General features: G+C 72.7%; 10 protein-coding genes. 5 read left to right on the forward strand and 5 right to left on the reverse strand.

Annotated features, from left to right (window positions below):
• Window positions 1-18 precede the first annotated feature (18 nt).
• Together asnB and ACK8N7_RS19395 are read right to left on the reverse strand one after the other, a co-directional pair.
• Window positions 19-1875 (reverse strand): asparagine synthase (glutamine-hydrolyzing), encoded by a 1857-nt coding sequence (gene asnB / locus ACK8N7_RS19390; protein WP_500443412.1) that lies wholly within the window; start codon window positions 1873-1875, stop codon window positions 19-21.
• A 68-nt stretch (window positions 1876-1943) separates the two neighbouring features.
• On the reverse strand, window positions 1944-3632 hold the full coding sequence (locus ACK8N7_RS19395; RefSeq protein WP_403217508.1) for a carboxylesterase/lipase family protein: 1689 nt from the start codon (window positions 3630-3632) through the stop codon (window positions 1944-1946).
• Between the two features lie 444 nt (window positions 3633-4076).
• On the opposite strand from ACK8N7_RS19395, the gene ACK8N7_RS19400 reads away from it, so the two are divergent.
• The 5 genes from ACK8N7_RS19400 to ACK8N7_RS19420 all read left to right on the forward strand — a co-directional run bounded on the left by ACK8N7_RS19400 (window position 4077) and on the right by ACK8N7_RS19420 (window position 9403).
• The gene (locus ACK8N7_RS19400) at window positions 4077-5255 is read left to right on the forward strand and encodes a 3-deoxy-7-phosphoheptulonate synthase (protein WP_403217507.1); all 1179 of its coding nucleotides are present in this window, start codon (window positions 4077-4079) and stop codon (window positions 5253-5255) included.
• Window positions 5256-5336: 81 nt separating this feature from the next.
• Complete coding sequence (locus tag ACK8N7_RS19405) at window positions 5337-6107, forward strand: 2,3-dihydro-2,3-dihydroxybenzoate dehydrogenase (protein ID WP_403217506.1); 771 nt, start codon at window positions 5337-5339, stop codon at window positions 6105-6107.
• 73 nt (window positions 6108-6180) lie between these two features.
• The gene (locus tag ACK8N7_RS19410) at window positions 6181-6804 is read left to right on the forward strand and encodes an isochorismatase family protein (protein WP_403217505.1); all 624 of its coding nucleotides are present in this window, start codon (window positions 6181-6183) and stop codon (window positions 6802-6804) included.
• Window positions 6804-8687 carry an anthranilate synthase family protein gene (locus ACK8N7_RS19415; RefSeq protein WP_500443415.1) on the forward strand — a complete coding sequence of 628 codons (1884 nt, stop codon included), beginning with the start codon at window positions 6804-6806 and terminating at the stop codon, window positions 8685-8687. The genes ACK8N7_RS19410 and ACK8N7_RS19415 overlap by 1 nt, the downstream gene beginning before the upstream one ends.
• Window positions 8684-9403, forward strand: coding sequence for a DsbA family oxidoreductase (locus ACK8N7_RS19420; RefSeq protein WP_500443417.1), 720 nt, complete (start codon window positions 8684-8686; stop codon window positions 9401-9403). Before ACK8N7_RS19415 ends, ACK8N7_RS19420 begins: the two co-directional genes overlap by 4 nt.
• A 158-nt stretch (window positions 9404-9561) precedes the next feature.
• Here ACK8N7_RS19420 and ACK8N7_RS19425 read toward each other — a convergent pair whose 3' ends face one another.
• The 3 genes from ACK8N7_RS19425 to ACK8N7_RS19435 are packed head-to-tail and all read right to left on the reverse strand — an operon-like array spanning window position 9562 to window position 14593.
• Window positions 9562-11022 carry a nitrosuccinate lyase gene (locus tag ACK8N7_RS19425; RefSeq protein WP_500443419.1) on the reverse strand — a complete coding sequence of 487 codons (1461 nt, stop codon included), beginning with the start codon at window positions 11020-11022 and terminating at the stop codon, window positions 9562-9564.
• Window positions 11019-13016, reverse strand: a complete 1998-nt coding sequence (locus ACK8N7_RS19430; protein ID WP_500443421.1) for an FAD/NAD(P)-binding protein — start codon at window positions 13014-13016, stop codon at window positions 11019-11021. Before ACK8N7_RS19430 ends, ACK8N7_RS19425 begins: the two co-directional genes overlap by 4 nt.
• Window positions 13013-14593, reverse strand: coding sequence for a class I adenylate-forming enzyme family protein (locus ACK8N7_RS19435; protein WP_403217501.1), 1581 nt, complete (start codon window positions 14591-14593; stop codon window positions 13013-13015). The genes ACK8N7_RS19430 and ACK8N7_RS19435 overlap by 4 nt, the downstream gene beginning before the upstream one ends.
• Between the last annotated feature and the right edge of the window lie 33 nt (window positions 14594-14626).

Consider the following 14626-nt stretch of genomic DNA (forward strand, 5'->3'; position numbering starts at 1 on the left):
GGGGTGCCGGGGTCGGTGTCACGCCTCGACCCGGACCCCGTAGAGGGTGACCCAGGTGTTGAACTCGACCAGCCGCTCCATCACCGCGCGCGTCCCCCACAGCCCGCCGAGCCCGGCGTACGACTCCAGCGGCTTGTCCAGCAGCAGCTGGACGGATTCGGCCGGCACCAGGGCCAGCACCGGCGAACCCTCGTCGAGCAGGGCGGCGACCTTGTCGCGCAGCGCCCGGACGTACTCCAGGTCCTGGGTGGAGGGGTACGGGCTCTTCTTGCGGGTCAGCACCGACTCCGGGAGCACGTCCGCCACGGCCGCGCGCAGCAGGCTCTTCTCGCGTCCGTCGAAGTTCTTCATCTCCCACGGAACGTTGAAGACGTACTCGACGAGCCGGTGGTCGGTGAAGGGGACCCGGACCTCCAGGCTGGCGGCCATGCTGATCCGGTCCTTGCGGTCGAGCAGGAAGTTCTCCCAGCGGGAGATGTTGAGGTACGTGAGCTCCCGCATCCGCTCCTCGCGGCCGGACTCGCCCTCCAGCCGGGGGACCTCCGACAGCGCCTCGGCATACCGCGTCTTGACGTACTCCTCAAGGCCCAGCCGGTCCCACAGCCCGATCTCCTTCATGGTGTCCAGACCGCCGAGCCGCTGCCAGGCGTCGTACCAGGGGAAGGTGTCGCCCTCGACGGCCTCCTTGTCGAAGAACCAGTTGTAGCCGCCGAACAGTTCGTCGGCGGTCTCACCGGACAGGGCGACGGTCACCTGACGCTTCAGCGCGGTGCACAGGTGCAGCAGCGAGTGCTCCATGTCGCCGGTGGAGATGGGGAGGTCCTGGCAGCGCAGCACCCGGGCGCGGATGGACTCGTCCAGGACGTCGGCGTTCTCCAGCTCGACGACGATGTGCTCGGCGCCGCAGTGCTCGGCGACCTCGACCGCGTACGGGGTGTCCGGGTCCTGCCAGATCCCGTTGCCGGCGAAGGCCTCGTCGTTGCCCTTGAAGTCGATCGAGAACGCCTTGACACGCTCGGACCGCCCCTGGTCCCGGAAGGTCTTGGCGGCCAGCGCGGTGAGGGCGCTGGAGTCCAGTCCGCCGGAGAGCAGGGTGCCCACCGGCACGTCCGCGATGAGCTGGCGGCGGACGATGTCGTCCAGGAGTTCCCGGACGTGGGCGATGGTGGTGTCGAGGTCGTCGCCGTGCGGCTGGGCCGTCAGCTCCCAGTAGGTGCGGGTGGTGCGGCCGTCCTTGCCGAAGCGGACGGTCGTGCCGGGGACCACTTCGTGCATGCCCTTGAAGACGGCGTGCCCGGGGGTGTTGATGATGGCGAAGATCTCGGCCAGGCCTTCGCGGTCCACGACCGCCTCGGCCTCCGGGTGGGCCAGGATCGCCTTCGCCTCGGAGCCGAAGAGGACCCCGTCGCGGGTCGGGTAGTAGAAGAGCGGCTTGACGCCCATCCGGTCCCGGACCAGCAGGAGTTCCTCGGTGCGCGGGTCCCAGATCGCCAGCGCGTACATCCCGTTGAGCCGCTCCGCGAACTCCTCGCCCCACTCCAGATAGGCGTGGAGCACCACCTCGGTGTCGCTGGAGGTGCGGAAGGAGTGGCCGAGAGCGCTCAACTCCTCTTTCAGCTCAAGAAAGTTGTAGACCTCACCGGTGTAGACGACGACCGGCAGGCCGTCGTCGGGCGCGGTGACGTGCATCGGCTGCCTGCCGCCCTCCAGGTCGATGACCGAGAGCCGGCAGTGGCCGAGCGCCGCATGGGGAGCCGTCCACACCCCCTCGTCGTCCGGGCCCCGGCACGCCATCGTCGATGTCATGGCCGCCGCGGTGTCGCCCAGTCGGGACAGATCGCGGTCGTAGCCGACCCAGCCTGCGAGTCCACACATAGTGTCTCGGTTCCTTTCCTTGTGTTCAGCCGTGTCAACAGCGCTGTGCGGGAGCCGGACGGCGGGCCCTAGGTGCGGGGCACCCAGCCCGCCCGGTCCCAGTAGCGGAGCTGGTCCGCCTTGAAGGTCGTGGAGACGCGGGCGACGTCGGGGCCGCCGACCACCATCGTGCTGGGGATACGGGGGGAGAACTCCGGCCACGCCGGGGCGTGCGGGCTGACCGGCCGGCCATCGCGGGCGAAGGAGGCGATCAGGTCGATCAGGGTGTCCGAGACCTGGCGCTCCAGGGGGCCGTCACCGTAGGCGGGCTCGTTGACGGGCAGCGCGTGCGAGCCGAACAGGAACTTCGACGTCGCCTCGTGCGGGGTGCCGGAGTAGGGCGCGCGCACCGGGTGCGCGAACTCCATGAGGTACTGCGGCGACCTGCCCTCGCGGGCGTGCCGCTCGGCGAGCCGGACTATCTGGTAGCGGAAGAGTCCGTCGCCCCATATCTCCGTCCAGAGCGACATCGGGTCCTGCGGCAGCCCGCCCCGCACGGCCGCCTTGCGGTAGAAGGCGATGACCTGGTCCGCATCGCGTAGGCCGGCCCGGGCACTGCCCTTGCGCAGCACCATGAACACCGCTTCGCGCAGCTCGGCGTCGTTCGTGGGGTGGGGCCCCGGGTAGGGGTAGCCGGGTCCGCCGGTGAAGAACGATCCCTCGGTACGGGCGTACACCGGCATGACCGGTATCTGCGGGGTGGGCAGCTCATGGTCGTAGCCGCGCATCCACTGCCCGTCGGGCACCGGCCCCCGGTACTCGCGCCAGCCGGTCACCGGCCGCTCGGAGGGATCGCCGGAGTACAGCTCCTCCCAGGCGGCCTTCAGTTCGTGGCCCGACACCTGACGCAGTCCGGCGACCGTGGTGCCGAGCCGTGAGGCGAGCAGTGCGTAGACCTCGCGCGACTCCTGCGGGGTCGTCGAACTCGCCGGGTTCCAGACGTGCTTGGCGCTGATCGGCACGGCCCGCCTGATCACGCCGCGCAGCTGCGGCAGCAGGCTCAGCTGCCAGGTGCTCGACCCGCCGGCCGAGGTCCCGGCCAGCGTGATGTTGCCCGGGTCCCCGCCGAAGGCCGCGGCGTTGGCCTGGACCCAGTGCAGCAGCGCCGCCTGGTCCTGGAGGCCCCAGTTGGCGAAGGACGAGGTCCGCCGGTCGGTGAACTCCTCGTGGAGCCCCCAGCCGAGCAGCCCCAGACGGTAGTTGAAGTTGATGACGACCAGGTCGCCGCGTACGGCGGGCCTGGCGCCGTCGTAGTCGGGCTCGCTGCCCGCGCCGAGGAACCAGCCGCCGCCGTGGATGTAGACCACGACGGGCCGGCGGCCGCTGGTGCCCGGTGTCCAGACGTTGGCGTACAGACAGTCCTCGCTGCTGTCCGGCAGGTAGTCGGTCTGCAGCGCGGGGGCACCGAAGGCCGTGGCGTCCCGCACCCCGTTCCACGGTTCGGGCGGCCGGGGAGAGGCGAAGCGCAGCGGCCCCACGGGCGGGGCCGCGTAGGGGACGCCCCGGAAGACGGTGACGTCGTCAAGCCGTTGGCCCGCGACACGGCCGGCGGTCGTGCGGACGGTCACCGATCCGCTGCGGGGCCGGGACGGCCGGTGGGAGGCGGACGCGGCCGCCGCCGGCCGGATCGAACCGGCGGTCGCCGCCGCTGCCGCGGCCGCCGCGGCGGTGGCGACGAACGTGCGCCGGGGAAGGCCGGAGCTGTTGCCTGATGTCATCGAAAGGTCTCCAGGGGCCTGGGGGGTGTCCGGCCCTGAGCGGCAGGACACTCCTGTGCGCCGGAACGGACGCGGAGCAGGGGGCGGGAGCGGCCTCATGGTGCATCCCGTCCGGGACACCGGCCCAGGCCCGACCGGCTAGTCCGTCAGGTCGGAGCCGCTGGACGCGGGTAGACCTGATGGAATCCGCGTCACCTGACGAACTGCGCCCCCGCCGGTTGGCAGCCGCCCCGATCCGGCCCAGGATCGGCAGCCGGACCAGGGCGGGACGGCCGCCCCCTCCTGACCCGCGGGCTCGGGTCGTCCGTGGACCGAGTGGCGCGGGACCCCCCCGGACGCCGCCTCGTCATCGACGAAGCCCGCGACGGGCTTGCCGGCACCGCACCGACTCACCCCTGACAGCGAGCGGTTCCCCGCTCGCGCCATGCGACCGTGGAGGCACCAGTGGACAACGTCGTGTCCGAGATCCGGCTCAGGCCTGCGCTCCAGCAACCGGACTGGCCCGATGCCGAACGCCTGGAGGAGGTGCGCAGAACCCTGTCCGGCCGCCGGGCACTCGTCCGTTACGAGGACGTCCGGGACCTCCGGCAGATCCTCGCCCGGGTGGCCCGCGGCGAGGCGCAGGTGGTCCAGGCGGGCGACTGCGCCGAGGACCCGATGGAGTCCAGCGCGGGGTACGTCGCCCGGAAGGCCGCCGTGCTCGACCTGCTGGCCGGGGCCATGAAGATGGCCTCGCACAAGCCCATCGTGCGGATCGGCAGGATCGCCGGCCAGTTCGCCAAGCCCCGCTCGCAGCCGGTGGAGTATGTCGGCGGGGTCGAACTGCCGGTCTACCGGGGCCATATGGTCAACAGCCCCGAACCCGCCCCCAAGGGCCGCGTCCCCGACCCGTCCAGGTTACTGACCGGCTACGACGCGGCGGGCGAGATGATGGGCCACCTCGGGTGGCACAGCACCGCCCGCGAGCCGGGCCGGGCGATCGACCCGCCGGTCTGGACGAGCCACGAGGCGCTGCTGCTCGACTACGAGCTGCCGATGCTCCGTCGGGACGAGTCCGGCGCCCGGTGGCTGGCCTCCACCCACCTGCCGTGGATCGGCGAGCGGACCCGCGCGCTGGACGGGGCCCATGTGGAGCTGTTCGCCTCCATCGCCAACCCGGTGGCCTGCAAGGTCGGCCCGTCGATGACCGTCACGGACCTGCTCGGCCTGTGCGAGCGGCTGGACCCCGACCGCGAGCCCGGACGGCTCACCCTGATCTCCCGGATGGGCGCGGGCGCCGTGGCCGAGCGGCTGCCCGCCCTCGTCGCGGCCGTCCGCGCGGCCGGGCACCCGGTGAGCTGGCTCTGCGACCCGATGCACGGCAACACCGTGACCACCGGCGAAGGGCTCAAGACCCGCTATCTGGAGCACGTCGAGCGGGAGGTGCGCGGCTTCCTCACCGCGGTCCGCTCGGCCGACGGCACGGCCGGGGGCATCCACCTGGAGACCACCCCCGAGGACGTCACCGAGTGCGTGCGCAACGAGACCCGGGCCCACCAGGTCGGGGAGAAGTACACGAGCTTCTGCGACCCCCGCCTCACCGCCTCCCAGGCGGTCTCCGTCATCGCCGCCTGGCGCGACTGACTTACCTGTCCGCGCACCTGACGTACATATCCGCGCACCCATAAGCACACCCGTACACCCCTCGTACGAAGGAGAGTTCAGGTGGAAGAGCACACGGCACTGGTCACCGGGGCCGCCGGCGGTATCGGCGCGGCCGTGGTCCGGCTGCTCGCCGAGCAGGGAACGGCGGTGGCCGCGGTCGACCGCGACGCCGGCCGGCTGGCCGATGAGGTCGCCAAACTCCGGGCGGAGTCCCTGCCGGTGACGGCCTTCCCCGTCGACGTGTCCGACAGCGCGGCGGTCGACGCCGTGGTCGCGGCCGTCGAGGAGCGGGTCGGGCCGGTGGACCAGCTGGTCAACGCCGCCGGGGTGCTGCGGCTCGGGCCGGTCAGCGAGATCACCGACCAGGACTGGCGGGCCATGCTCGACGTCAACATCACCGGCGTCCTGAACGTCTCCAGGGCGGTCGTGAACCGGATGATCCCTCGCGCCCGGGGCGCGATCGTCACCGTCACCTCCAACGCGGCCGTCACCCCCCGGGCGGGGATGGCCGCCTACGCCGCCTCCAAGGCCGCCGCGACGCTCCTCATCAAGTCGCTCGGACTGGAGGTGGCCGAGTACGGCATCCGCTGCAACACCGTCGCCCCCGGCTCCACCGACACCCCGATGCTCCGCTCGATGTGGCACGACCGGGCGGCCGAGCAGCACACCCTCGACGGCTCCCCGGCCGCGTACCGCGTCGGCATCCCGCTGCGCCGGATCGGCCGCCCCGCCGATGTCGCGGAGGCGGTGGCGTTCCTGCTCTCCGACCGGGCCGCCCAGATCACCCTGCACGACCTGACCGTGGACGGCGGCGCCTCGCTGGGGGCCTGACCGGCCGGACGCGCGCCCCCGGGGTGTGTCCGGCGACTCCGACAGAACCCTCCCGAAAGGACCAGGACAACCCATGGCCGGTATCGCCCCCATCCCGCCGTACCCGCTCCCGGAACGCGGCGACCTTCCCGACAGCACCGCCCGGTGGAGCATCGACCCCGACCGGGCCGTCCTGCTCGTCCACGACATGCAGCGGTACTTCCTCCAGCCGTTCGCACCGGAGCTGCGCGACCCGCTGCTGGCGAACGCCGCCCGGCTGCGGGACCACGCGGCCGCTGCCGGGATGCCGGTGGCGTACACCGCCCAGCCCGGCAGCATGACCCCCGAACAGCGCGGTCTGCTCAAGGACTTCTGGGGCCCCGGGATGCGCAGCGAGCCCGCCGACCGCGAGGTGGCCGACGAGCTCGCTCCCGCACCCGGGGACTGGATGCTGACCAAGTGGCGCTACAGCGCCTTCTTCCGCACCGACCTGCTGGAGCGGATGCGCGGGTCCGGCCGGGACCAGCTCGTCATCTGCGGTGTCTACGGCCATGTCGGCGTGCTGATGACCGCCGTCGAGTCCTTCACCCACGACATCGAGACCTTCCTGATCGCCGACGCCATCGCCGACTTCTCCCAGGAGCGGCACATGATGACCGTGGAGTACGCCGCGCACCGCTGTGCCGTGGTGCTCACGACCAAGGAGGCGGTGGGCTGATGACCGGTCTGCTCGGGCAGGTGCTCGCCCCCGACCCGCCGCCCTTCGCCCTGCTGTACCGCCCGGAGTCCACCGGTGAGGGCACCCTCGACGTACTGGTCGGGGACGTCCGCGCGTACGAGACCCTGGCCGACATCCCGCTCCCGTCGGGCCCGCACGGCGAGGCCCGGCACGACGCCCTGGTCCTCGTCCCGTACCGGCAGATCGCCGAGCGCGGCTTCATCGGCACCGAGGACGGCTCACCGCTCCTGGCGATGACCGTCACCGGCCAGGAGACCCGGACGGTGGCCGAGGTGCTGCGCCGGATCCCGGACACCCCGATCGGGCTCACCAACGGCGGCTTCGACATCGACGACGAGACGTACGCCGAGACCGTGCGCACCGTCGTCACCGAGGAGATCGGCACCGGCAAGGGCGCCAACTTCGTCATCAAGCGCTCCTACTCGGCGGACATCACCGACTACGGGCCGGGGGCCGCGCTGACCTTCTTCCGGCGGCTGCTGGAGCGGGAGTCCGGCGCGTACTGGACGTTCGTCGTGCACACCGGGGACCGCACCTTCGTCGGCGCCACCCCCGAGCGCCATGTCAGCCTCACCGCGGGTCTCGCCGTGATGAACCCCATCAGCGGCACCTACCGGTACGCGGCCTCCGGGCCGACCCTGCCCGCCATGATGGAGTTCCTCGCGGACCGCAAGGAGATCGACGAGCTGTACATGGTCGTCGACGAGGAGCTGAAGATGATGTCCCGGATCTGCCCGGAGGGCGGGCGGGTCATCGGACCGTTCCTCAAGGAGATGGCCAGGCTCGCCCACACCGAGTACTTCATCGAGGGGCACAGCGACCGCGATCCGCGCGACATCCTGCGCGAGACGATGTTCGCGCCGACCGTCACCGGCAGCCCGCTGGAGAGCGCCTGCCGCGTCATCAACCAGTACGAGCCCGAGGGCCGCGGCTACTACAGCGGGGTGGTGGCGCTCCTGGGCCGCGACCGCGACGGGGGCCACGCCCTGGACTCCTCGATCCTGATCCGTACCGCCGACATCGATTCCGGCGGACGCCTGCGGATCGGCGTCGGCGCCACCCTCGTACGCCACTCCGACCCGATGTCCGAGGCGGCCGAGACCCGCGCAAAGGCCGCCGGGCTGCTCGCGGCGCTGGAGACCGGCGGGCAGGTCCGGCTCTCCGCCAACCCCGAGGTCAGGGCCGCCCTGGCCGAACGCAACTCCTCGCTCGCGGACTTCTGGCTCGCCCACGCCGGGGACCGGCACGCCCCGGACGCGTACCTCGCCGGGCGGCGGCTGCTGGTGGTGGACGCCGAGGACACCTTTACGTCGATGATCGCCCAGCAACTCGTCTCCCTGGGGCTGACGGTGACGGTGCGTCGGTTCGACGAGCCCTACGATCCGGCCGACCACGACCTCACGGTCATGGGCCCGGGCCCCGGCGACCCCCGGGACCTGACCGACCCGAAGATCGCCCACCTCGACGCGGCGGTGGCCCGGCTCCTCACCACCCGTACCCCGTTCCTCGCCGTCTGCCTCAGCCACCAGGTGCTGAGCCGGCGGCTGGGGCTCCCGCTGATCCGCCGGGCGGAGCCCAACCAGGGCGTCCAGCGGGAGATCGACCTCTTCGGCCGCCGCGAACGGGTGGGCTTCTACAACACGTTCGCCGCGGTCGCCGACGAGGACAAGACCGACTGCCCGGGCATCGGCCCCGTCGAGGTGAGCCGCTCCACCCGGACCGGCGAGGTGCACGGCCTGCGCGGCCCCTGGTTCGCCTCCACCCAGTTCCACGCCGAGTCCGTGCTGACCCGCGACGGGGTGCACATCACCCGCAACCTGCTGACCGAACTGCTACGACGCACCGAGGGAGCCGCCGGATGACGAACGACGACCCGGCACTGGTCAACACCGAACGAATGGAGGGCAGTTCACCCGTCCTCACCGTCTGGTCGGACATCGGCTGCCCCTGGGCGGCCCTGGCCCTGCACACCCTGCGGACCGCCTCCGCCCGGCTGGACCTGCCGGTCCTGATCGACCACCGGGCGTTCCCGCTGGAGCTCTTCAACCGGGAGCCCACCCCCAAGTTCATCGTGGACGTGGAGCTCGCCGCGATCGCCGCCCGCCGCCCGGAGCTCGGCTGGCGGCGCTGGTCGGCACCGGAGTGGACCTACCCGTCGAGCATGCTGCCCGCCCTGGAGGCCGTACAGGCCGCCAAGTCGCCGGCCGTCGGCGGGCTGCGGGCCTCCGACGAGCTGGACACCGCGCTGCGCCACGCCTTCTACACCGGGAGCCGGTCGGTCGGTGTGCACGCGGTGATCCTGGAGCTGGCGGAGGCGTGCGAGCACGTGGACGCGGAGGCGCTTGCGAAGGCGCTGCGCGCGGGCGAGGGCCGGTCCGAGGTGTACGGCCAGTGGGACATCGCCCGGGGACCCCACGTACAGGGCAGTCCGCATCTGTTCGCACCCGGCGGGTACACCGTGCACAACCCCGGGGTGACCTGCCGGTGGACGGACGCACCGGAGAACGGCGGGTTCCCGCTGTTCGAGGCGTACGAGGACGGGTGGGCGGAGGAGCTGCTGCGGCGGCTGCACGGCTGAGGCCGACCCGTCACGTGGGCGAAGGCTGACCCCATACGTGGGCGGGGGGGGGGGGGGGGGGGGGGGGGCGCCCGCGGGGGGGGGGGGGGCCCGCCCCCCCCGGGGGGGGGGGGGGGGCCCCCCCCGCCGGCCCCCCCCCCCCCCACGGTCGTACGCGCCTACGCCCGCCCCACCTCCCGGTCGACCAGGGCGCCCGCCGCTCCCGTGTAGCGCGCCGGTTCGCACAGCCGGTCCAGCTCCGCGCCGGCCGGCAGCCCCACGGCCTCGGGGTGGGCCGTCAGCACCTCCGCGAGCGGGCGGCCGCTCGCCCGTACCTCGTCGGCGACCTCGGCAAGGAGCCGCTTGGCCGCCGCACGGCCCAGATGGGGGGCCAGGTGCGCCGCGATCCGCTCGGTCACCACCTGGTCGCCGGTCAGCGCCAGGTTGTCCCGCATCCGGCCGGGGTGCACCTCCAGCCCCGCACAGAGCTCGACCGCCGTGTGCGCGGCCCCGGCGGTCAGCCGCAGGCACTCCCGCAGCGGTGACCACTCGGCGTGCCAGACCCCCGCCGACCGCTCGTCCTCGGTGACCAGGCACTGGGCCAACCCGGCTGCCAGCAGCGGTACTTGGAGCGCGGCACTGCGGATCAGCGTGGCCAGCACCGGGTTGCGCTTGTGCGGCATGGCGGAGGAGGCGCCGCGCCCCGCCACGGAGGGCTCGGCGACCTCGGCGACCTCGGTCCGGCCGAGCGTCTGGACGTCGATCGCGATCTTGCCGAGCGCCCCGGTGGTGAAGGCGAGGGCGGCGCCGAGGTCCGCGACGGGGGTGCGCAGCGAGTGCCAGGGCAGCGGGGGCCGCGCCAGGCCGGTCTCGGCGGCGAACCCGTCGAGCAGCAGCCCGACGTATCCGTCGGTGTCCCCGGCCCGTTCGTCGCCGTCGACCAGGGCGTACTCCAGGTATCCGGCGAGCGTGCCGGCCGCCCCGCCGAGCGAGATGGGCAGCCCGCCGTCGAGCACCGCGACGATCCGCTGGTGGGCGTCGAGCAGCAGCCGCCGCCACCCCGCCGCCTTGAGCCCGAAGGTCGTCGGCACGGCCTGGAGGGCGAGGGTCCGCCCCGGCATGACGGTGTCGCGGTGCTCCCGCGCCAGCCGGGCCAGTGACTCCGCGGCCCCGGCCAGGTCCGCCGCGATCAGCTCCAGCGTCCGGGCGGCGACCAGCATCGCCCCGGTGTCCAGGATGTCCTGGCTGGTGGAGCCCCGGTGCACATACTCGGCGGCCTCCGGCGAGACGGCCGCCACGGCCCGGGCCAGCGCCGCCACCAGGGCGACGACCGGGTTGGCCGCCTCCCGGGATGCGAGCGCCAGCGCCCGCAGATCGAGCGCCTCCGCCCGCGCCACGCGGGTGACGGTCTCGGCGGCCTCCTTCGGTACGGTGCCGATCCCGGCCTGGGCCCGGGTCAGTGCCGCCTCGGCATCCAGCATGGCCTGCAGCCAGGCCTCGTCGCTGGTCGCCGCCTCACCGGGCGTACCCGCGCGGACCGGTGACAGCAGCCCCGAGTCGGTGCCGGCCGGGCGGGCCGCCGCCCCCGGAGCCGGAGCACCGGGGGCGGCAGCCCGGGGGCCGGTGGTTCCGGCCGTCACACGATCACCCCGACGATTCCCTCGTCCGAGGTGTGCAGCTGCGCGGACCACGGGCGGTGGGCGACGGGCGCCACGGCCAGGGCCGCCCGGGCGATGGCGTCCGAGTCGCTGAGCGTCACCGAGTCGACCCCGGGGCGGATGCCCGCCGCCGTGACCCAGTGCACCGACTCCGTCGGCACGCCGTAGGCGAAGCGCCGCGGATGCGCCTGCCCGTTCCCGTCCAGCAGCCGGTAGGGGCGTTCGGTGACGGCCAGCCCGCCGGTCTGGTAACTCGCGCCGCGCGAACCGGCGATGGAGTACGGGCGGGCCTGGCCGGTGTCGAGGAGATGGCGCATCAGCGGATCGTCGGTGCGCCGCAGATCGGGCTCGGGCAGCCGGGCCTCGATCAGTACGGTGGAGTGGATCGGCGGTCCGGGGACCTCGGTGGAGACCGCGACGAACTGCGGCATGCCGGTGTCCACCGCGATCTTCGTACCGGGCCCGGTCACCTCCAGCAGACCGCACTCGATGAGGGCGATCATCTCCTCGATCCGCGAGGCCGGGGGACCGATCGACAGGAACGCGTTGAGCGGTGTGTACCAGCCCTCCAGCTCGTCCCGGTAGGAGTCGCCCTCCAGCCCGCCGTGGTCCACCGCGAGCCGGATCTCGTTGCGCAGGTCGCGCAGCACGTCCAGCGCGGCCTTGACCGGACCGCTGACGTTGCCGCTGCGGGCGGCGACCACATCGGCCGCCAGATACTCCAGCAGCCAGGCCCGGAAACCCTCCCGGCTGGTGAACTGCCGGTCCTCGTAGGGCCGGGAGAGCCGATCCCAGGACCAGCGCTCGTCCGGCTGGATCCCGAACTCGGTGAGCAGCTGGGCCCCGTCGTCGTCGGCGGGCCGCTTCAGGTACCGCTCTGCCAGCTGCGCGCCGTCGTCCGCGCGGTCCCGGGCGGTGAGCAGGGTCTCGTAGTAGACGCTCTCCACCTCCCGGGAGATCAGCGGCCACAGGTCGGTGGAGAACCGGATCCGCTGGCCCTCGGCGGAGCGGGCGCGCAGCTTGGCGATGTACTCGACGGTGAGCAGCCGCGGGAAGTACCGCCCGAAGGCGCCCTTCTGGTTCTCGCCGCGGGAGTGGTACGGCACCCCGCGCCGGGAGAACGCGTACATCTGCGGCTCACGCCCCGAGGGCCGGTACACGAGCTTGCCGTCGTCGCCGCGCTCGTACGTCCCGCCCCGGCCCGCGCTGAACAGCGCCATGTGGTCGAAGAAGTTCAGCCCGAGGCCGCGCAGCAGCACCGGCTGCCCGGGGCCGACGGCGGAGAGGTCCAGGTCGGCGGGGTTAGCCGGGGCCACGTAGGTGAGGTGGTGGATCCGGGCGAGACCGGCCGTGCGCGCCTCGCGCGGGGTCAGCCGGGTGGGCAGGTGGCCCTGGGCCAGGACGATCACGTCGAGCTGGTTGAGCCGGGTGCCGTCCTCCAGCCGTACGCCCTGGGTCCCGTCGGTGACGCCGTGCACATCGGCGATGGCCACCGCCCGGGAGCGGTGCACGGTGACGGTCACATGGTCGGGGGCGCTGTCCACGACCTGCTGGAAGCAACTGCGCAGGTACCGGCCGTAGAAGGACCGGGTGGGATAGCTGTCCGGGCCGAGGGCCCGTGCCTCCGCCAGTACGTCGGCGTCGATGTCGTCGGCGCCGGGGGCGTCCGCCCCGGCCCGTGCGTCGAGGGCGCGGGCCCACTCGTACAGGCTGGGACCGGACTCGATCGGCCCCTCCAGCCGGGCGCTGTCGTCGGTGAAGACGGTGATCTGGGAGGCGACGGTGTTCATCAGCAGGTGGCGGGACTGCTCGGGCCGCCAGACCGTGCCGGCTCCCGGCGGCGAGGGGTCCACCACATGGAGGGTGATACGGGAGTGGCGCGGGGCGGCCCGCTCGTTGGCGCAGAGCCGTTCCACCACCGAGAGACCGCGGGGGCCGGCGCCCACCACACAGATTTCGAGCGGGGCGTCGGTCATGGCCGGTCGCCGTTCCCCGTGGAGCCGGCCGCGAGCAGCCGGGCCAGTTCCAGTCGTTTGATCTTGGTGGTGGCCGTCTGCGGCAGATCCTCCAGCTTCCACCGGACCGGGTCGGCCATCGGGGGCAGACCGACCACGGCGTCCCGCCACACCCGCTCGTCGAGCGGCTTGTCGTCGCGGGTGGAGACCACCGGGACGGGCCGCCCGTCCGGGCCGGGGATGATGATGACCTCGATCAGGTCCTCGACCCGGGCGAAGAGCTTGTCCTCGATCTCCAGGGTGGACTCCACCCCGGGGATCTCGTCCACTTCGCGGTCCAGCAGGTGCAGACAGCCCCACTTGGTGCGGTAGCCGACGTCTCCCATCCGCCACCAGCCGTCGTTGACCTGCTTCTCCCACCGCGGGTGCTCGCCGAGGTAGGTGACGATCCGTCCGTCGCTCTTCACCTCGATGAAGCCCGGCGAGGACTTGCTCGGCGGATTGCCGTCCCGGCTGACCACCCGCACGTTGGTCATGCCGTGGAACGGCGAGCCGACACAGCGGCCGTCCGCCTCGGCGCCGCGCTTGCGGGAGTAGGTGCGCGCCGCGATCGGGCCGACCTCGCTCTGGCCGTACGCCTGGGCGAACAGCGGCAGCCGCCGACGCGAGGCGCCCAGCAGCTTGTGCACGGTACGGGGGTGGATCGCGTCGAACGTGGAGCTGAAGTACTTGACGTTGCTCAGCGGGCCGCGCGGGTCGTTCGCCAGCACCTCCCACCGCAGGAAGGTGTTGGGGTGGGCCTCGATCAGACCCGGCGGGATCTGCGAGAAGAGGGCGCCCACGGACTCCGGCTCGTCGTCCTTGAGGATGATCAGCGGGTGGCCCTGGAGGATCGCGATCGGCATGGCGGTGAACATCCGCGAGTGCACGAACGAGACGTGGATGGCGACCGGTTCACGGCTGCGGACCGCCGAGACCACGGTGGCCTGGGGGCGGTAGCGGGCCTGGAAGGTGTGACCGGTGTGCACCGCCAGCTTCGGCGTGCCGGTCGTTCCCGAGGTGTGGGTGATCAGCGTCGGGTGGTCCGGCCCCATCGTGATCGGGGCGACCCGCTCGGCACCGGCGTACGACGCCAGCGGGGTCGCTCCCTCGAAGGTGCCGGAGGTGAGGAGCACCTTCCGCGCCGCCTCGAAGACGTCCGCCGGGAGGCTGCCGGTGAGCTTGGCCTCGTCGGTGACGAGGTAGGGCTGCTGGGCCCTGCGCACCAGCTCGACGACGGTCGCACCGTCCAGTTTGGGGGAGAGCAGCACCGGCACGGCGCCGATCCGGGCCGCGGCGCAGGCCAGCAGCGAAATGTCGAAGCCGTCGGTCTTGTGGACGACGATCCGCTCACCGGTGCGGACCCCGGCGGCCCACAGCCGCGACGCCAGTTCGGCGACCAGCTCGGCCACCTCGGGCAGGGCCAGCCGGCGGCCCAGCTCGGGCGCGACGTCCAGGTCGTGGTCCAGGACCACCATGTTGCCGGGGTGCCGGGCGGCCGCCCGGTCGAAGAGCGTCCCGAGCCGGATGCCCTTGTTCCCTATGCGTTGCAGAAACATCTCGCCCACTCCGTTTCACGAACGTTCACGTAC

Source organism: Streptomyces griseobrunneus (assembly GCF_046713465.1).
In the GTDB taxonomy this organism is placed as follows: domain Bacteria; phylum Actinomycetota; class Actinomycetes; order Streptomycetales; family Streptomycetaceae; genus Streptomyces; species Streptomyces microflavus.

Excerpts from the sequence above, each read along its gene's own strand:
- ACK8N7_RS19430 (WP_500443421.1), bottom strand. The coding sequence starts at position 13,016 with ATGACCGACGCCCCGCTCGAAATCTGTGTGGTGGGCGCCGGCCCCCGC.
- ACK8N7_RS19415 (WP_500443415.1), top strand. The coding sequence starts at position 6,804 with ATGACCGGTCTGCTCGGGCAGGTGCTCGCCCCCGACCCGCCGCCCTTC.
- ACK8N7_RS19410 (WP_403217505.1), top strand. The coding sequence starts at position 6,181 with ATGGCCGGTATCGCCCCCATCCCGCCGTACCCGCTCCCGGAACGCGGC.
- asnB (WP_500443412.1), bottom strand. The coding sequence starts at position 1,875 with ATGTGTGGACTCGCAGGCTGGGTCGGCTACGACCGCGATCTGTCCCGA.
- ACK8N7_RS19395 (WP_403217508.1), bottom strand. The coding sequence starts at position 3,632 with ATGACATCAGGCAACAGCTCCGGCCTTCCCCGGCGCACGTTCGTCGCC.
- ACK8N7_RS19420 (WP_500443417.1), top strand. The coding sequence starts at position 8,684 with ATGACGAACGACGACCCGGCACTGGTCAACACCGAACGAATGGAGGGC.
- ACK8N7_RS19435 (WP_403217501.1), bottom strand. The coding sequence starts at position 14,593 with ATGTTTCTGCAACGCATAGGGAACAAGGGCATCCGGCTCGGGACGCTC.